Annotated in this window: 17 protein-coding genes and 1 pseudogene; 4 read left to right on the top strand and 14 right to left on the bottom strand. The window is 40.6% G+C overall.

Translation table 11 applies throughout. From position 1 onward, the window contains the following. Positions 1-65: 65 nt before the first annotated feature. A complete protein-coding gene (locus tag ACQKFG_RS09595) occupies positions 66-1457 on the top strand; it encodes a hypothetical protein (protein ID WP_427558291.1) in 1392 nt (463 codons plus the stop codon). Here ACQKFG_RS09595 and ACQKFG_RS09590 read toward each other — a convergent pair. The 3 genes from ACQKFG_RS09590 to ACQKFG_RS09580 form a co-directional block, all read right to left on the bottom strand. Next, positions 1454-1588, bottom strand: a complete 135-nt coding sequence (locus ACQKFG_RS09590) for a hypothetical protein (RefSeq protein ID WP_349730549.1) — start codon at positions 1586-1588, stop codon at positions 1454-1456. The two genes, ACQKFG_RS09595 and ACQKFG_RS09590, sit on opposite strands and share 4 nt — an antisense overlap. 258 nt (positions 1589-1846) lie before the next feature. Continuing rightward, positions 1847-2812 (bottom strand): quinone oxidoreductase family protein, encoded by a 966-nt coding sequence (locus ACQKFG_RS09585; RefSeq protein WP_427559678.1) that lies wholly within the window; start codon positions 2810-2812, stop codon positions 1847-1849. A 116-nt stretch (positions 2813-2928) separates the two neighbouring features. Beyond that, entirely contained in the window at positions 2929-3075 is a 147-nt protein-coding gene (locus ACQKFG_RS09580; RefSeq protein ID WP_141994063.1) for a hypothetical protein, read from the bottom strand. 143 nt (positions 3076-3218) lie between these two features. On the opposite strand from ACQKFG_RS09580, the gene ACQKFG_RS09575 reads away from it, so the two are divergent. Next, entirely contained in the window at positions 3219-3743 is a 525-nt protein-coding gene (locus tag ACQKFG_RS09575; RefSeq protein WP_427558288.1) for a GNAT family N-acetyltransferase, read from the top strand. A gap of 169 nt (positions 3744-3912) precedes the next feature. Here the strand turns inward: ACQKFG_RS09575 and ACQKFG_RS09570 are convergent, their stop codons facing one another. The 8 genes from ACQKFG_RS09570 to ACQKFG_RS09535 form a co-directional block, all read right to left on the bottom strand. Beyond that, the gene (locus tag ACQKFG_RS09570; protein ID WP_427558285.1) at positions 3913-5376 is read right to left on the bottom strand and encodes a BglG family transcription antiterminator; all 1464 of its coding nucleotides are present in this window, start codon (positions 5374-5376) and stop codon (positions 3913-3915) included. A gap of 887 nt (positions 5377-6263) precedes the next feature. Further along, positions 6264-8600 (bottom strand): L-type lectin-domain containing protein, encoded by a 2337-nt coding sequence (locus ACQKFG_RS09565; RefSeq protein WP_427558282.1) that lies wholly within the window; start codon positions 8598-8600, stop codon positions 6264-6266. Further along, positions 8587-9612, bottom strand: a complete 1026-nt coding sequence (locus ACQKFG_RS09560; RefSeq protein WP_427558279.1) for a DUF916 and DUF3324 domain-containing protein — start codon at positions 9610-9612, stop codon at positions 8587-8589. Before ACQKFG_RS09560 ends, ACQKFG_RS09565 begins: the two co-directional genes overlap by 14 nt. Positions 9613-9692: 80 nt before the next feature. Continuing rightward, positions 9693-10403 carry a WxL domain-containing protein gene (locus tag ACQKFG_RS09555; RefSeq protein WP_427558277.1) on the bottom strand — a complete coding sequence of 237 codons (711 nt, stop codon included), beginning with the start codon at positions 10401-10403 and terminating at the stop codon, positions 9693-9695. Between the two features lie 20 nt (positions 10404-10423). Next, on the bottom strand, positions 10424-11113 hold the full coding sequence (locus tag ACQKFG_RS09550) for a WxL domain-containing protein (RefSeq protein WP_427558274.1): 690 nt from the start codon (positions 11111-11113) through the stop codon (positions 10424-10426). 111 nt (positions 11114-11224) lie between these two features. Next, complete coding sequence (locus ACQKFG_RS09545; protein WP_427558271.1) at positions 11225-11347, bottom strand: hypothetical protein; 123 nt, start codon at positions 11345-11347, stop codon at positions 11225-11227. Positions 11348-11996: 649 nt separating this feature from the next. Then, complete coding sequence (locus ACQKFG_RS09540; RefSeq protein WP_427558268.1) at positions 11997-12824, bottom strand: STAS domain-containing protein; 828 nt, start codon at positions 12822-12824, stop codon at positions 11997-11999. Positions 12825-12953: 129 nt separating this feature from the next. Further along, positions 12954-13385 (bottom strand): Lrp/AsnC family transcriptional regulator, encoded by a 432-nt coding sequence (locus tag ACQKFG_RS09535; RefSeq protein ID WP_342614571.1) that lies wholly within the window; start codon positions 13383-13385, stop codon positions 12954-12956. A 149-nt stretch (positions 13386-13534) separates the two neighbouring features. On the opposite strand from ACQKFG_RS09535, the gene ACQKFG_RS09530 reads away from it, so the two are divergent. After that, positions 13535-14119, top strand: coding sequence for a DJ-1/PfpI family protein (locus ACQKFG_RS09530; protein WP_427558265.1), 585 nt, complete (start codon positions 13535-13537; stop codon positions 14117-14119). Between the two features lie 110 nt (positions 14120-14229). Here the strand turns inward: ACQKFG_RS09530 and ACQKFG_RS09525 are convergent, their stop codons facing one another. The 3 genes from ACQKFG_RS09525 to ACQKFG_RS09515 all read right to left on the bottom strand — a co-directional run bounded on the left by ACQKFG_RS09525 (position 14230) and on the right by ACQKFG_RS09515 (position 18900). Next, positions 14230-16212: a hydantoinase B/oxoprolinase family protein gene (locus ACQKFG_RS09525; protein WP_228467535.1), complete on the bottom strand. Its 1983-nt coding sequence runs from the start codon at positions 16210-16212 to the stop codon at positions 14230-14232. A 16-nt stretch (positions 16213-16228) separates the two neighbouring features. Then, a complete protein-coding gene (locus tag ACQKFG_RS09520) occupies positions 16229-18268 on the bottom strand; it encodes a hydantoinase/oxoprolinase family protein (protein ID WP_427558262.1) in 2040 nt (679 codons plus the stop codon). Between the two features lie 461 nt (positions 18269-18729). Beyond that, complete coding sequence (locus ACQKFG_RS09515; RefSeq protein WP_192206534.1) at positions 18730-18900, bottom strand: hypothetical protein; 171 nt, start codon at positions 18898-18900, stop codon at positions 18730-18732. Positions 18901-19218: 318 nt separating this feature from the next. Between ACQKFG_RS09515 and ACQKFG_RS09510 the strand changes: the two are divergent. Beyond that, positions 19219-19448, top strand: a pseudogene (locus ACQKFG_RS09510) (DUF1641 domain-containing protein); the annotation flags it as partial.

Raw genomic sequence — 19448 nt, 5'->3', positions numbered from 1 at the left:
GCTACTTTTATCGATTTAATGTTTATATAGACTGTAGAATAGGATGCCAAAGGGGGCGAAGCCTTATGATTTATGAAGAAACTTACCAATACCTATTAAGGAATGTATCTTCCACTGAATTCGATACGTGTTTGTACGCCTTGCTCCACAGTGATTGGGACGGGGTCATCCAGAGCCCTCTTCATATGATGGCCCGGGGAGTCGGAACGACAGAAAAGTACTTAAGGCAGATCATCAATAAATTCACCGCACCACAAGGATCACTAAAAAAAGTGTTTGTGCCTGTTCATCAAGGTGAAGATATTTTATATAAGTTTAACCTTGGTCCTGCAAGTAATCTTAGCTATAACAGGCATACGGACCGTTATTGCAAGAAATACCGTTTCTTTTATTGCGATGCTTTCAAAACCTTAACGATTAATGGAAAACGGCTGCTGCTGATGGGCGCTTTCCGGATGTCCGTTTTGAAGTCTGAAGAAGTTCTATTCGAATATAATGAAATCGTTCCTGATTCCAATTCGCCATTCACGAGGAAGCGCTTATTGGATGCAGTCGATGCCATCCATGACGCTTTAGGCCATTTAGTGACGATTTCTTTTGCGAGCAGGGCTTTTTCAAAGAAAGAAGTTCTGGTATTCACCTTTACTGAAGGCGTCTTGGAGCAGTATAAGGAAAATAGGGCGGAAAGGACATGGTTGCGGAGAACGATTTTTGACTCTGGCTACCTCGGGCATATCAATGATTCTGTATGCAGGGAATTGGAACGGGTAGGCAAATATATTTTCCGTTCATTTCTGCAGGAAACGACAAACATCTCCAATGATATCCAAAAGGAACTTCAGAAGTTAGCCCGTTTCGTCTATTCTCATTCTCTTAAGAAATTTGGCCAGGCGATTCCTGCCAATGAACAGTTACTTCTTGCCCCAAAACAAGCCTCTGCTTACTTAAGCAAGATCATGTACAATGAAACATTGGAACAGATGGCCAAGTATGCCCACCAGGCGGAATCCATCAAAAGCCTGCTTGAACGCGTTCATTTTCATAGAAACATCTCCGAGAAAGCTCTCTGCCGGGAAGTGAATGATTTGGAAATGGCTGAACATATCAAACCCATTCTCCAAAAGTACCATCAAGCAGACTTCATCCGTCATGTGCTGAACGACTGGTGCGAAACATGGCTCATTTCCCGTGTAAAGACAGTGACAGAAGAATTCCGGGCAGAGGGAAAAAGGAAAAGTACCGATGCTGATAAGCAGGTCGCGGCAGAATATATGACGCGCATTAGAAACGATACATATGACCAGTTGGACAGGCTGTTGACCTTGCTTCTTAAGTTCGGCAATCATGCAGTGGCCCCAGCTGTCCGGAACTTCCCTCTCACTAAGAAAAAGGAAACCCTCCAATCCTATTTCGCGATCCAAAAGGAGCGTCTCGACGTTCTCCCCATTTCCTCTTAAATAATCACCCGGTTTAAGCCTTTTAATAGGTCATTTGTTTTCCAAGAGAACGGATCCGTTCTCTTTTTTTGCTTGTAACGAAGGCCGACTGTGAATTGCAGAATGACGATTGGGTTTGGTGATTGGCACATTGTGGATTACTCCCCTGAACTCGTGTATTGCCTATGGACCTTGTGGATAAGGGAACTTGGGCAGCAGTTTTTTTGAAGGCAGGCCATGACCCCTGCCTGGGCAAGGGCATTTATCCGGAGTTATTCTAAGGGTCTAGGAATGGGTCTATATAAAGGAACTGAAAAAGGTTTTGAACATCAGTATGAATAAGGTGTTGAATCTAGGCAGGCTATAAAAGGAAATGGGCCCCATTTAGAATGGAAGGCCCTTATGACTTGTTATGGTAATAATAATATTTTCCCTGAACTTTTCCGGCTTTCAAGAAGTCTATGTGCATCGGCCCCATTTTCCAAAGAGAAAAGAGTCGGTTCCTTGATGAGGATTTCCCCGGACAGAATCCATTGGAACAGCTCTGCTGTTCTTCTTGTCCGTTCTTCATGGGTAGTCAGGACGTTCCAAAGATCTCCGCCTATCAATGCTTTCGATGTATCCATTAACATTCTTGGATCGATTTTCTCTGGATCACCGCCTGCCATTCCAAAAAATACAACCGTTCCTCCAGTCTTGGTCGCCTCGAAACTATCCATCAAGGTTTGGCCCACTGATTCATAAACGACATCAACGCCTTTCCCCCCTGTTACAGCCTTGATGGAATCCACCCAGTCCGAACCGTAAAGGAAAACATGAGCCGCCCCCATTTGTTTGGCAACCGCCGCTTTATCATTTGTTGAGGTCAAGCCGATGACCTGACCGCCCTTCATCTTGATCATCTGTGTCAGTAATTGACCGACTCCACCAGCAGCGGCATGGACCAGAATGGTTTCACCTGCTTTAACTTGATGACTGTCATGGGTTAAATATTGGGCAGTCAATCCTTGAAGTAAAACGGATGCGGCCGTTTCAAAGGAAATGTCCTCAGGCAGAGGCAACAGTTTATCAGCTGGAACTGAAACCAGCTCCGCATTGGCATGGGGAACATCAGCGAACCCGACACGATCACCAGCTTTCACATGATGGACATCTTCCCCGGCATATTCAATGACCCCTGCCCCCTCATACCCTAGAATGAATGGGGGATCACCCACCAAATGATAATTCCCTTTCCTTCTATATACATCGGCAAAATTCAATCCGATTGCTTTCATTCGTACGATCACGGCTGATCTTGAATGTTCAGGTTCTGCAATTTCCCTTACAGACAGAACTTCGGGCCCGCCGAAATCATCAAAAACAAGTGCTTTCATCATCCTGACTCCCTTCAATGCTTCTTCATTCTTTAAGATATAGGATGGATCCTCCGGTGGCAAGCAACACAAATAACCGCTCTCCCTTTAAAGGCAAGAGCGGTCACCAAGTTTACTCAATCTGTATTGGAACCAGGGCCGTTCTTTCGTTTATTCGCAGAATATTCTTTACCATGTGCTTCATGTTCTGCAATGATGTCCGCTTTCGGAATATGGTTATTTTTTTTCGGTGAACCAGTACGGTTACGATGTTTTTTTCCCATGATCTATCTCCCCTTCTTTCAAAGCTATTGTTAGCTTGTCCGATTACCACTGAAAATACCGGCAAAATAGGCGCTTCATAATAAAGGAAAAAACATCGCGGAAGCCGAATAGACATAAAACGGATATATGAGGAGGGATTAACATGTTTCCTGAATTGAACACGGAAAGGTTACACTTTCGGGAAATTCGTGAAAGTGATGCGGAAGCGGTTTTCCAATGCTTATCAAAAGATGAAGTCACCCGCTTTTATGGCCAGGATTCATTGGAAAATATCGAACAGGCGAAGGATATCATTGCGTCTTTTGCAAAAAACTATCTTGAAAAAAGAGCTATCCGATGGGGGATTGAAAGAAAGGACACAAGGGAATTGATTGGTACCATCGGTTTTCATGCCCACAGTCCCAAATACAGACGGGCGGAAATCGGTTATGAACTCCATCCAGCACATTGGCGGAAAGGATTTGCGTCAGAAGCTCTTAAAGAAATTATCGCTTACGGTTTCAACGACCTTGATTTAACCCGCATCGGCGCGGTCGTTTTCCTGGAAAACCAGCCATCAAGTGAGCTCTTGCTTAAGCTGGGCTTCATCCAGGAAGGAATATTAAGGAGTTATATTTACCAAAACGGTATCCCTCATGATACATATGTGTATTCATTGCTGAAGTGAAACCCCTGGTAAAGAGGGAGTACCTAAGAATACCCGTTTCTTGGGTATTCCCTCTTTACCAATGTTTTCCTGACGTTGGTAGCATTCGTTTGTGCAAAATAAAATCGAATCTGTTTTTTCTGCATAGTGAATCATTTAACAACGGCATTCATTTTTTGATATGGATAAATCAATCCCGGGTCCATACTGAATTGGTCAAAAAATGATCTTCAAAAAATTGTTTAATTTGCATTAATTCCGAAGGAGTTGGAAAAGAGGATACCTTAATTACCGGAATTTTCTGAAATACACCGGTGTCTTCTTCCGTCGAAATGATTAAATCAATCTCTTCATACTTGTAAATCAACTCTCTGCTGGAGGGATCGAATGTTGAAATTCTAACCTGATTTCCGTAGTGATACTTTAACACTTCCCTTATATAATCTTTTTCGGTATGTGTACGACATACTAAAGCAACTATTATTGTGTGTTGATTCTTATTTCGTAAAATGGCTGCCTGAAGGAGTGAGAATATTTCCAAAACATCCAGTTTCTTAATTTTAAGCGGAACTGTCAAGAAAGATTTAGTAGCCAGTTCCTCTATGGTCTGAAAAATTGGATTATATTCGAAATATGGAAGATATTGAAACATGGAATTCCTTACAGTCTCCATTTCAAATTCTGTTTCAAGTGATATTCTTTTTAATGTTTGGTATAAATGAAACAAGAAGATATCATCTTGTGATAGATTAAAACAAACATATTCAGAAAGGGAGTCTAAAAATTGAGTCAATGGAAACCCTCGTTTACTTTTCATTCTGTTTCGAAGGTATCGAAGATGTTGTGATCTATTAAGTGGTTTTTCCTCACTCATGAGATAAATCGCTAAGTAAAATATTTCCTGAAGCTGGATATCTCGTGTGGGGCATCTTTCCATATAATGTCCTAGTTCTTTGGAGAATTCAAAATACTTACTGCCTTCATAATTAATTAAGACTGATTTTGGATATGAAACGAAATAACCCATGGAAACACGAAGGTTAGATATATATAAAATCATTGTAAGTCGGTGTAAGGCACCAGTCCGAAATGACATCGAATGTTTTGAAAACAATTGAAGTAAAGTTGTTTGAAATTCCTTTTCATCGAGAGAATCTTTATCGGGATAGGTTTCCAATGTCGCAAAATCCAAATTTTGCATGATAAAGCGTCGGATTTTTTTTTCATCTCCTACTATTTTGAATGGGCTAGCAGATAAGTCAACGCCTGCTTCCCGTACTACCTCCTGTAATTTTTCAAGATGACGATATGCGGTGGAACGACTAATATGCACCTCTTGAGAAATCTGTGAAATATCAACACCATCATTCAAAAGGATTAACTTTAATATGTGAAAATAGGAATTCTTCTCTCTTATTTGCACCAATAAACTTTCTAAAGTACCATTTTCAGGTTTAATAAGACATATTCCAAGACTTTCACTTTTCTCAAAACCCCATCCCTCTGGGATTAAAGTCTCCAGGAATTTTAAATCACGCCGGATTGTACTTTTTGAATACCCTGTTTTATCAGATAATTCAGTCAAATTACTCCATTTATTATCTTTAAATAAGTGAAAAACCACGTCTGAATAACGTTTATAAAATCGATTCATACTATCACCTCTTCTTACTTGTCCACTTAAAATAAGACCTTAGCCCTAAATGCATTTACCTTATACCCATTAAATACTTAAGTAAACTCCCTGAATAATCCCATTTTCATCTGCACCTTTTCTTTCTTGGAACACTAGTTCAAATATGAATTGTTATATACCGCTTTTGAACCTACCCAATAAGGTCATTAAAATGATTTCCTGCTGCTAAATTTGTAGTGCAAGAAGAAAAAGAATCCTCTATTCCAAACTCGGATCTAAATAATTGGATTAAATGTATAAAGATCATAAAGAAGGAGACTTTTATTCAGTGGAAACCTTTCTCCGGAACTAAGTGCTATGAACGTTTTAGAGAAGCGCAGTAAGGATCTATATGTAAGAAAAAGGAAACCTATATTGACCGATCATAAGGGCTATACAGGTTTCCTAAACTCACTTCTTTAGAAAAGAATATACAAAAAAATCCTCATTCACATTTAGAGGAAGCCAGTATGCATCGAAGGGCTTACCAACTTATTAAAACGAAAATGAGCTGTCTATTAGGAGCTAGTGTACAAGAAAAAGCGAAACCGAGCTTTTTACATTTTTCATTTTAAATAAATCAGGTACACTTGCCCGATTTTGAAACTAGATTTAAACTAGACCCAATCGTATGCATAGGATGTTTTAGCTAGCTACGAAATGGGCATGCCTGACGCAAATACATGCCCATTAGGACACCCTTAAGCCTTGTAAAGTCGTCCATTCAAACGATAGACAATGTTCTACAAGCTTCGTCGGCTCGTTCAATTTAAATTCACTTATCGTCACTTTAAAAAAGGAGAAGAACACGTTTGATTTGGTTTTATTCGATCATCTAAAAAATTATTAACCATAGTCTTTATTTTTCATGGCGCATCCACTAAATCCCATTTAATCCTCCCCTTATAATCACCTATATAGACAAAAGGTTCCATTTTTAATAATATTCCCTGATTTTCTCGCCAATGTATGGATATCTCATCCATACTTTTGGTTGTATGTTCAAAAACATTCATGGCAACTCCTAGTACCATTTTTTCTTCTTTTCCAACTTTATCAACAAAAGTTAAGGCATCTAATAAATAATGTCCAGCTCCATCAGAAAAATCTTCACTTAAAGTAGCCGTCAGCCGCCACGAACTACCGGTACCACGAGTATCCTTCACGCGAATATCCCAATCGGCATTTCGTTTTGCAAATGTCGCTTGAGTAGGAATTTCCATGTCTGCAAAACTAACATCCGTTGCAACATTGGTGAAACTAACTTGTCCAATGACGTTCAGGGTGAGTTTTTCCACGTTCGATTGTCTACCAGTATCATCCACACTATAAACATTTACAGCATGTGTCCCTACTGATAATTGATCTGCTGGAATGGTATACTCGTAGCTGACTTCTTCCCCTTTATCAGCAACATTTGCTGAACCAGATGCAAATTTAATTGGCTCACCTTTATCCAGCACATAGTATAGGTCCACTTTGTCACTATCTGCATCACTCCATGTCCCTTTTATTGTGTAGCCACTTCCTAAATCAATAGGTATTTCCGTATCAGCATCAACCAGTGTAAGAGATGGCGGTTCTACAACAATGATTAGTAGCGTTGCTACATTGGACTTTCCTCCATTTTCATCCGTTACATACACTTCAAAAGTGTTTTCCCCCATATGTAATTGGTCTTTTGAAAGGAGAAAACTCCAGTCGGCACTATCGGAAGACACATCTTTCTCTTTTTCTTCAGATTGGATTTCCTCTGAATTCAATTCATAGTAAAAAGTGCCTTTAGAATTATCACTGTCTTTCCAAGTTCCTGACACTTCATAATCTTCACCTTCGGATACGTAAACAGGGCCAGCATCATTTATTGCTACTTCTGGTGCTTGATTAGGCTGGATGACATAATCAATTGAATTGGTATCAATCACCAAGTTATCTCCATTAAACCTAGCTGTTTCAGTAACTGAGGCAGCTTCCGTTGTTGCATTGACTTTCACTTGAAAAGAGACGGTCGCTACATTTTGAGTGGAATTCATATTTGGAATACTAAGTGCCAAGGATTGCCCTGACCACGAATTATCATCTAATGCTGCAGTCTCACCAGGGGTTGTCAATGTCATAGAGCCTGGGATAAACGTAACATGATCATTCAAGACCGTGTTCAAGATGATATTTTTCCAATTTTGTAAACCACCGTTATATTTCGAATAAAGCGTATAGGTTAATACATCACCTTTAAATACTGAAGAGCCCTCTCCGACAACAGAATCATCCTGTCTCGTTATCGTTTGCTCAACTTCTGCATTTACTAAAGCCGGTATTTTATCAAAAGCGACACGATTGGTTTGCTTGTAAGTAGGACCTGTTGAACCAGTGAATCCCCAATAAACTTTTGTAGAGCCAAAAACATCTTGTGCATTTACAGCAACAGTAATCGCATTTAACCCTTCTAATTGATACGTAAGTGCTTGGCTTGCAGCATCCCATGTCACTTCGAATTTACGCCATGTACCATTTGATAACAGACCAGGATACTGTACGCCAGTATTGCCATCTACGTTATTATGTTTCATGGTTCTCCTATTACTTTGTACTGGCCAAACACCAAAGGAATAATCTATATAAGTGTCGGTTTTCCCTGGGTAACCCCATGCAACATGGTCATCGTTAACATTAGTATCAAAATAACTCTTTTCACCATCATTTTTATAGGTATCAAACTCAACAGCAAAACTTTTTTGAATGCCCGATGTTTTCGATTCATTATAGCCTTCGTCTGCCCAAACCCCCAAGCTTGCCCCAGATTTTGCTATAGCATTTACACCTCTTGAATCATTATGCATCACAAATGCCATACCATCTGCTGCATTAGCCCCATTATTCCCAAAATACAAATACATAGATGCTGTAAAATCTTTGGTTAAATCCATTTTAAGATCGTCGATTGACCAAATTGCCCCCTTTTGACTTACGGTTCCAGGGGTTACTGAAACCAGTTGACTGTTAATGATGGAGCTATTTGACCCTGTTGATGGAGTGGTAAATAGACCATCCAAAATAATACTGAATGGAGGATTATCTTCTACTGGACCGGCTGCCTCCACTTGAATGTCCACTGGCCCCAGCCTTTGAAGACTTGAAAAAAATAAGCCAATAATAATGAGAAATGAGAAAGTGATTCTAGTAAATATCTTACTCTTTTTCATGCTTTTCCCCGCTTTTTTTCCTTCTTAGTAAAATATTAATCAGTATGATTAATACCGCAATTAGCACGCCGATTCCTACAAAAATAAGTGTATAGTCTTTTTCCAATTCAACTGCTTCTTTATTTAATTTCTTTGAATCATCACCTTTAATCTCAAACATTTTGTCAAATTTCCAGGTTTGATCTCCGTCATTTGCCGTTATATATATATGATATTTGCCAGGCTCTAACGCTTGGTTTTCCCAGCTAATAGGGAAATCGAAATTAGAATTCGGGGCCATGGATACGTCACTTTTCTCTGCTGAGTGAAGCATCTTCCTTTTTCCTTTTTTCGTAATTCGAGCATTTACTTCCAAGTTATTTACAATCACAGCTTCCGTGTTTTGTATATTCGCAGTCACCACTGTGCGATAGCTCATCAACCCTGCTTGAACTTTATTTAACTTCAGATTAGGTTTTACCCTTTTATCCGTTTCGGTCAATTTGACACCAATCACATACGAAAATTCATTGTTGATTTGAACATTATCATTTTCTTGTTTTTTGTCTCCTTGATTTATTTCATACACATAGAATCCACCCAAAATCACTCCATCAAATGATTCATCTGGCATTTGAATCGTAAAAGGCACTTTTTTCGTTTGATTTCCTTTTAACGTTACTTTTTGTTTTGGAGAAATGAGATCAGTTAATGCATACTTTAATGAACTATCCTTTTTTTGATTATTTTTACTGTAATCAATCACTCCATTTTGATTGGTTACGGCTGTATTCGGTTCAATCATTAAGTCGATTTTTTCACTCGAGTTATTTTTCACTGTTAAAGATATCGTTTGTTCGGCCCCCGGTTTCATGTACAAGTCAAAATAAGTCAACTTCTTATTGATTTGATTTTTTGGAATATTGGCTTTGATTGAATATTCCATGGTTCCAGCAAAGGCTGTTTCATTTTGCGAAATGATTCCCAATCCAATCAATAAGGACATCATCAAAATAAAGAAACCATTTTTCATCTATATCCCCCTCTAGTTTCAACATGATGTGAGATATATAAATGGAACTTGGCTTACATAATTTCTTATAAAGCCAAGCTCTATTTATTGAGTATTTGGCTAGGTGCGTTGGTTAATTCCCATGTTACGGTACCACTGTAACTTTCGGATTCAGCTGAACCAGCCAAAACTTTTAGTTGCACATTACTATTATCGCTGTCAGAACCTGAAAATACGTCCAGCCATGTTCCACGGCCAGTTTCTAAAGGTGCATCCATGAATTTTTTTGAATCACGGTTATCAAATGTAACGTCATAAGCCGTTGGCGGTTCAGAAACATTTGATGATTGTGATTTTACTTGTCCATTTTTGAATGTTAACTCAGCACCCTGTAAAGGTTCCCCAGTGCTAATTTTTAATTCAGAGGCCTTTGCTGTCAAAGCCCATCCTTCACCCGTTCCGCGTTTATCTGAAACTTGTACATAGGGATCTTTATTATTTGCGTTATAAGTAGTGTTCCCACCCATAATTTTTTGTGTTCCAAAATGGATGTTGGAGACATAGTCCAACGTTAAAGATCCACTATTTCCCGTTCCGCCATTGTCTGGATCTATAGGATCAATCGGACTCGGTAGAGCTGGGTTATCTGGATTAGCAGGATCTACCGGTTTGGTCATACCCTCATCCGCAATAAAGTTAATGTAATTTTTGGAAATAGCGCTATTCACTACAGCTGCTTCGGCTGAATTTGTCGAAAAGATCATTCCAACCAGTATCACACTTCCTACTATTGACAGGGTGATTGCTTTCATCTCCCTCACCTCATTTTTTATTATTGTGGTGCATCCAAGAGACTCCAAGTTAATGTTGAGACATACTCTCCAGCTAAGTTTCCTGCAGGAACAATTATTTTCAAGCTGCTTGGTTCAAATTGATCCACCCACGTTCCCATTCCTTTTAATTTTTCAGCAGTCATAAGGATTTGTGGTGTAGTTACTGCAGAATCAGTACCTAATTGTACTGCCCTTAGTTCTGGTGCAGGCGAAACATTTCCTGGAGTTGTAACTGCAGTTCCGATTGGAAGTGTAACAGAAGCACCTTTTAGAATCTTCGTTTCATCAGTTTGATCCTTGAATGGTGAAGTTGACACCTGTAATGTCCAGCCAGCACCAGTACCACGAATATCCGTAATTTGAACGTTTGGATTTTTTGTAGTTGTTGAATATTCCACAGCTCCACCGGATAATTGGTGGGTATTAAATTCTAAAGGCGAGACATTATCAATTGTTAATGCCCCTGTATTTCCTGTTTCCCCATCCGGTTCACTAGGAACGATCGGGTCAGTTGGACCTGTTGTTTCATCTGCTGGCGTTATTGTGATATGGCCATGAGAAGTGGCTCCTTTACCGCTTTCACTTCCTAATACTTCAGTTGGATCAACCGCGCTTGCAAATGTAGGTGTCACGAATACTAACAAGGCTGTTGCTGCCATTCCTTTAAATATAACTTTTTTCAAATTCATTTTTTCAATTCCCCTTTAATTTTTATGAAGATTTAAATGCCTATAAATGAAGTTGCTACAATATCTTTCTTGAATCCCTCTCCAAAGACCTTAAAACTATGAACATACCTCTTATTTTTTCACCATCTCCATTCCTCCTGTTGTAGGTTGATAGGCTGCTGCATAAATATCGAAGCTACCCAATGCCTTTAATGCATACAAGATGCCAATCACTAGAATATTTGCGCCTTTCAATAAAAATGAGTTTCCTAAGTTATCTAGATAGGGAAAGGAACAAGAAAGGTTGCATGTATTTGGTTCAACTTCATGAAAATCATTATATAAGTAAAAAGTTCAAACATTGTTTCAATAATGATTTTTGCGTTTCCATTTAAGAAACTCATGATTTTGCTTTTCTTTAGTGACTTACAAGTTGTTTTTTTACGCATCAAGTGAGAAAGAAAGTTCACTATAATTATAGAAAGGTGTTATTGGTTGGAATGTAAGGGGAAGAAGTCGGCACAAAGTTTTTTTTTTAGAAGATGGAGATTCAGAAGTGGATCTTAAACCATATAAGAATGAGGGTGTTTGCGGATAGTCGGCGCTACTTAACGATTAATAAAAAAAGTTAACCTGCTTCAGGCTAACCTTCATTAGGAATTTTTTACACCTACAAACGATCCTTTGATCTTGATTTACTGTGATCTCCCTAGTTTCCTACATACCTACATTTCGAGAATCAGTAAAAGTTTGTTCCCATAATGAATGAATGTATCGTTGTACGTCAATTTCTATACATATCTACTTATCCGAGTCGAAAAAAACAGCAAAACCATTTCCTTTATATTCCAAATTACCTACAAAAAAAAGTCACCAAAACATGGAGACTCCCACTTCACTTATTTTAGGTGACTACAAGATAGTCCTTCAAGGCCTGCTGCAGCGTCCCCTTTGTTTCAGCTCTATTCTCGATTTGGACCCCTGAACGGATCATTTTCGTTACCACTTCAGGGCGTAATCCAGTCACTACAGCTTTACACCCCATCATTGCCGTTCCATCGAGGATTTTCAATAAATCATTAATGATTTCAACTTCCATTTCGATGATACCGGATAAATCCAAGATCAAGGTCTGTATCCGCCGTTCACCTATCTCCTGCAATACTTTTTCCTCGATTATCTGTATACGTGTATTATCGATTGTCCCAATTAACGGAAGGACGCAGGTAGTGGAAGTGACTGGAATGATCGGGACGGATAGATTTTCCACCAAGCTTTGCTGAGCAAGAATCAATTTGTCTTTGTAATCGGAGTAGCTGACGAAAAAGGATTTAAGAAATACATCAACCTTTTCATTCACTTTTTTCTCTAATTCAAAAAAGGTTTTGGATTCACTGAAGACTACTTTTGCACTTTCGAACTTATAAAGAAATGTCCAAAGCGTTCTGCGGATGGCCTGAATCCATTCCAGCTTGAACGAAAGCGTCAAAGAGTGGGTTGCCCACGTAACTCCCTCTTGTTCGGCAAATGCGACTATATCATTTTCATTCTGTTCCACTATATAACGGATGAGCTTATGGGCATTATTCAAAAGGTCGACATTTCCAATCAGCAGAATTTCTTCAATTTTATCCCTGACATTGACAGCTTCTGATAAAAGATATTCTTCAAATTCACTTTTATTCTGCAAAAGGAATTCCATTATCTTTTCTTCCTCATAAACAAAACTCACTCTTCCCCACTCCCTTTTTGAACTCCAACTGTGATTTTTGTTACTATTTACTTTCTAGATGGGTGGAGTTTTTTCCTGCTAATTGCTATATATTAAAGAGTTTGAGACAGCATATAATTTAAATCCTGCTTACATCTCCTCGCCTGAAAAAACATTCTTCGATGCGGAGGAAAAAATCAGATGGGTGGACGATTTCCCATATTTAATGGCTTCATCGACGAAGTCTTCCAGCGTTTCCATCGAAAATGTACTTATTTTAATCAAATAACTGTATTGACCGGCTAACCGGTGGCATTCCAGTACTTCCGGATGGTTCAAGCTAAATTGATAAAAGTCTTTGCATCTATCCGTTTCGAATAATATGAATGCCGTTATGCGCCTATCAAGTTTTTCAAGTGATATTTCCGTTTTATATCCTTTTATCACTCCGCTTTCCTCTAATTTATTCACCCGTTCCTTCGTTGCTGGAGCCGTTAAGGAAACCTCATGTGCCAGTTCTTTCATGGACATGCGCCCATTATTCTCCAGCAAGGAAAGTATCTTTTTATCCGTTCGATCCAATTCAATCACACCCACTTTTTATTGTTAATAGAATTCACCTAAATACATTATAAAATAAACAGAAATGAAATGATTACATAATTTATTGTATGTATTAGGGAATTTGCTTTTTATATAATAAACACAACTATAAATAAGGGGGATTCACGATGAAAAAAGTATTGATGCTGCTATCCAATGGATTCGAAGCGGTAGAAGCAAGTGTGTTTACAGATGTATTGGGCTGGAATAAATTAGAGGGTGATGGTACGACTGACCTGGTTACGGTTGGACTTCATGAACAATTGAAATGCACATGGAATTTCATCGTGCAGCCCGAATTGACCCTCAATCAAGTGAACCTTGATGACTACGATGCTTTGGCCATTCCAGGAGGATTTGAAGAAGCCGGTTTCTATGAGGATGCCTATGATCAGAGGTTTCTTGATGTGATCAAGCATTTTCATGATAAGAACAAAATCATAGCAACCATTTGTGTAGGTTCTCTCCCACTAGGAAAAAGCGGGATATTGAATGGAAGAAAAGCCACTACATACAACCACCCAACCAGTATGAGACAAGGGCAGCTAAAAGATTTTGGTGCGATTGTCGTTAATGAACCGATTGTCGTCACGGACAATATCATTACATCCTACAATCCTTCCACTGCATTCGATGTTGCCTTTACGCTCTTGGAAATGCTCACTTCCAAAGATAATTGTAAACATGTGAAGGAATTGATGGGCTTCCATTAAGGTTGTCTTCCGCTTCAGGCGCTCGCTTTCCGCGGGCGGCCGGGGAGCCTCCTCGGCTTGGCTCCATCTACAATCAAGGGTTCCGAATGAATTCGGAACCCTTTTTCACGTTACTTCCAATAAGCCAATGAACGGGTTTTCATGGATTCACGGAACTGTTTTGTTGATTCTGGCAGGACTTTATTCGTTGCATAATCGATGATGACACCATACTGGCGAATGACATCCAGACTATCCAGCTCGCCATCGGCGAATTTATCTTCGACTCTTTGTACGTTTTCCTCAAGCCATTGTTTACGGTTGCTCCTGATATACGACCTAGCTTGTTCCGTTGCTTCAACATCTATTTCAAATAAATCGAGATCTTTATCGATTTCCTTGATCACGACTCCATAATCTTTTTTGGCTCGCTCAATTGAAACATATTCATCGATCACATCTTCCAAGACATCTTCGGGATTTCTTTCAAGCGGATCTCCCAGTCCCCCGCCCCCAGCGGATGGGCGTACAAAGGAATCTCCTTGCTGCACCTTCACATTTGAGAAAATCGCACCTAAATAGCGTTCGTCCTCTTTGCCAGGATTCAGCCATGCTCCATGCGGGGAAGAAGGAAGCCCTCCAAAGATCCCCCATGTTATTGAACGGGAACGGTCACAGCAATAGGACATGACGGTGTTTTTGACATTCGTGAGTGTACCGCCCTTTTCTACACCGCACCCGCCGCGGTATTTCCCCGGCCCGGCAGAGTCGGTGATGATTTCATGCTTCATCGTCACGACGGGTGACAATCTTTCTTGCCCTTCGCAAGGCTGTACACTGAGGCCCAAACCGAATGTCGGCGAAGTGGCGTTCACACCGTCCCGGTCATGGCGTCCTCCATGACCGCCGGCCATCCAGTCATACCACATGAAGTATTTATCTTGCTCCTGGCGTTGATCCCAACCGCCGATAAGTAAATACTCCAGGTTAAATGAGCATGCAATCGCTCTTTCCGGCATGATATTGGACCAGAGTTCGAAGCACGCACTCATGATTTTTTCATAGGCCCCTGAACAAAAACCGGTTACGGCAATCGGTGCCGGGGCATTGACGACGGAGTTTTCCGGAAGTTCAATCTTCACCACTCTGTAAAAGCCGGAGTTCAAAGGGATTTCAGGAAAAAATGTCTTGGTTCCCGAGTATGCTGCTGATAAAGATGCCCCGAAACCGGCATTCAAAAAGCAGCCGATATAAGAATGTGAACCAGAAAGATCATAATGGATCTCGTCATCCGTGATGGTCATCTTAACCCTGATCGGAATCAGGCCGTCTCCGGCTTCCGGGTCCATATCAATATAATCCACAGTCTCCCAGGTTCCATTCGGTAAAGCCGCAACCTTGGCCCTCGCCAAGCGCTCCACATAATTCTGCACTTCCGCAAAGGCAGACAAAGTCGTATCGATTCCATACTTCTCGATGATGGCAAACAACTGGCGCTCGCCTACCTTGGCCGCTTCCACTTGAGCACGAAGATCGCCGACTCGTTCCTCAGGGACGCGCATATTTGAAACGAGCACATTGACCACATCTTTTAAAAATGTTCCTTTACTATATATCCTTAGCGGCGGAATTCTCACTCCCTCGCCGAAATGTTCCTTGGCATTGATATCGAAGGAGCCAGGTGTCGAGCCGCCCATGTCGGCCCAGTGGCCATTCGTCTGCATGAACGCAATCAGCTTGTCCTCATGAAAGACTGGCAAGAGAACCCGTGTATCATTGAAATGAGTACCGCCCCGATACGGGTCATTGACCAAGAATACGTCCCCGGGGTGGATATCACCCCCGAAGTCCTCGAGCACCGCCTTTGCCGTTAGATGCAGTGTTCCTACATGGACCGATATATCCTGCGTCCCTTGCATGACTGTATTTCCTTCTGCATCACAAAGCGCACAACTGAAATCCCGATTATAAATGACGAAGGAATAGCATGTCCGAAGGATTTGTTCAGCCATCTGATCTACAAGGTTAACGAAGCCATTTTTTATCACTTCAAATGTCACCGGATCTAAACCTGTTCCAACTCCAGATTGGTCAATTAACTGTTTATTCGACAATGAAATCCACCTCTTTTTATTTATTTTGGGAAAGAATCAAGTTTCTGTATTTATCAACTTTTGCCGTGAAATTTGGCGGAATGACAGTCGTTGTATCAAGCTGATCCACGATGGCAGGCCCCGGGATTTCAGAAAAGGCCGGAATGAGTTCCCGGTTATACACGTTCGTATTCACATACCCTTCCTCTTCGAAATAGACATCACGCGTTTCCTTCAAGGCATCAGCAAGTGTGCCCCCTGGTTCATAAGTCGGGAATTCAGGTTTTGGTACAGTTCCGATAGCCGTAACGAGCAGCCCGTAGATTTCCACGGTCTGTTCTTTATCGGAAAAAGAAAATTCCCGTTCATGCTCTTGATGGAAACGGTCAAGGGTCTCTTCCAATGAAGAAATCGGGCAATCGACTTCTATCGCCAAAGAACGCCACTGTCCCATATACCTCATGTCAATATAGCGCACCAATGTGGAAGCTTCCTTAGCGACCCCTTCTTCTTGCAATAACTCCGCGGCCTCTTTTTCCATTCCGATGAATTCCCTCTCTAAATCCATTAACGATACATCCTTGACATTCTTGACATAGGTTTTGGATATATCATGACGAACATCGACCAACAGGCATCCCATTGCAGCGGCAACACCCGGATGCGGCGGGATGATGACAGTCGGGATTTCCATTTCCTTGGCGAGGTACGCTCCATGTAAGGGTCCAGCGCCTCCGAAAGCCACAAGTGCAAAGTCGCGGGGATCGTATCCCCTTCTGACTGAAATCAGCCTTAGCGCATCACACATATTGGCATTGGCCACCCGTGTGATGGCATTCGCCGCTTCTTCAATCGTATAATCGAATTTCTTGGCGATCTTATCCACGACTTCTATCGCTTTTTGTTTATCAAGTTCCATTTGCCCATCCAATAGTTTTGTGCCAAGTCGTCCCAATACAATATTGGCATCGGAATTGGTCGGTTCCACGCCACCCCTGCTATAGCAAGCAGGTCCAGGTACCGCGCCTGCACTTTGAGGGCCATTGCGTAAAGAACCGCCTTCATCCACCCAAGCCAAGCTTCCTCCTCCTGCCCCTATCGTCAAGATTTCGATACTTGGGAAACCGATCGGATATCCATACTCGATATACCAATCTTTAGTAATCCGTAAATCACCTTCATGCATCAAGGAAATATCGGTGCTCGTTCCTCCCATATCCAGCCCAATGGCATTATTGAACCCGCAAAGCTGGGCGATATGTTTACTGGCAATCGCACCTGCAGCGATTCCGGAACTTGCGAGCCTTGCCGCATAACGGGGTACGGTTTGGGATGTCATTACCCCTCCGCCGGAGTGAAGCACTAATATATCATCTTCATACCCCCGTTTATTCATTTCACCTTCAAGGGTTTTAATATAGTTGCTGACAGTCGGTCCTAAAACCGCATTGACGATCGTCGTACTCATGCGCTCATGCTCAAAAATCTCAGGAAGGACTTCACTTGAAATGCATATATAGACGTCCGGGAGTTCCTCCTGGATGATTTGTTTCACTTTCGCCTCATTGCTTCCATTTACATACGAGTTCATGAAGCAAACCGCAATGGATTCGGTACCGCGTCTTTTTAATTTCCTTGCCAGTGTACGTACTTCCTCTTCATTGATTTCCGTCAAGACATTCCCTGCAAAATCGATGCGCTCTTCCACTTCAAAACGGTCTCTTCTTTGTATATACGGTTTGGCTACATCATCATATGTATCCCATAACTCAAGCTTGGTTCCTCGGCGGATTTCCGATACATCCCGAAATCCAGTGGATGTGATCAATGCTGTCTTTGGCAATTTCCTTTCAATCAAGGCATTGGTGCCCACTGTTGTACCATGGGAAAACACTTTAATATTTTCACAATCTATTTCCGCCTTTGCAATTCCATCCAAAATGCCGATTTCTGGATTCTGAGGAGTCGACGACGTTTTCGTGATTGAAATCTCCTTCGTGCTTTCATCAAAAACGAACACATCCGTAAATGTTCCGCCTACATCAATTGCGAGCCTAGTTTGCTTCGTGCCTATCATTTAATTCCCACCCCTGCTACAAGATTTTAAAAAATTCATACCTTTTGACATTGCTTCGTATCCCTTTCACCACTTAATGGAACTGTGTGAAAGAGTGTCAGCCGCTGGATTTTCTTAGCCAAAAAAGGAACATGATGAAATAAAAAAAACCAGTCATATCAATAAGCAATCATTGATATAACTGGTTTTTGATCTAGGTTTAGCTTCGCTGGGCGGCGAAGTCTATTAGATTCGACAGTTATTTATAGAATTCATCTTTTAAATCCCCAAGTCCATTTAAGGCGATGGCAGAGTAGTATTTGCTAGATAAAACTACCTGTTCACTATGGCTATATACTTTATCTTACGTCAATCCACCATAAAGTCAAGGGTATTTTTAGAATAGTCAAACAACTTACAAGGGTAAGAAGTTTCTAAAAATCAAGGAACCATAACTGTTTCGCTATGCTTACGCAACATGATTATTTATCAGGTGCTTCCGATGTGCCTTCCTCACTGTTTTTGAGGTAAACTTCAGAAATTCCATTCATGCCTTCCGATAGTTGTGCTTTAGTATATTCCATACTGCCAACCAGTTTATGAAGCTTCTTATCATCATTCTCTTCTGTAAGTTTAGATTCTGAATCAGTCACATTATTTCACCTCCATCATTTAGGATGGCAAATCAAGATGGAAATATGTATGACAGGCGATGATGATAGACACCCTCAAAGTCCTTTTTAGGTAAAGAATGGAATCTTCCAGCAGAATCTGTACTTAAATAAGCGAGAAAAGTTTATTTTATGAATCTTTTTTTAAAAATCAGCTGTTTTCACGGAACTAAAGGGATATACTATAGTTTAGCTTTTATTACATTTTTGTTAGTATTTTTTCTTGCCACACATTGTGTAATATTTTACAAGTTTTTCTATTTACATCAACAAAATGCTTATTGCAAAGGAGAATTGGATATGTCAGAAACGATTACCCAATCACAAACTGAACAACTTAATGCCAGCCAAAAACAATTAGATGTACTGGACCAATTATTAAACCCTGAGGTTCAGGAATCATTGAACACTTTAGTTGAGCAGTTACCAAAACTAACTGAGTTAGTGAATATTTTAACAAAGTCTTATGATTTCGCTCAATCGGTTGCGACTGATGATGTTTTGAAAAACGATACGGTCAGCGCCATTTC

The sequence above is a fragment of the Peribacillus sp. NPDC076916 genome, assembly GCF_050269675.1.
In the GTDB taxonomy this organism is placed as follows: Bacteria; Bacillota; Bacilli; order Bacillales; family DSM-1321; genus Peribacillus; species Peribacillus aracenensis.
Note: the sequence above shows the minus strand (reverse complement) of the source record. Positions and strands in the feature narration are given on the sequence as shown.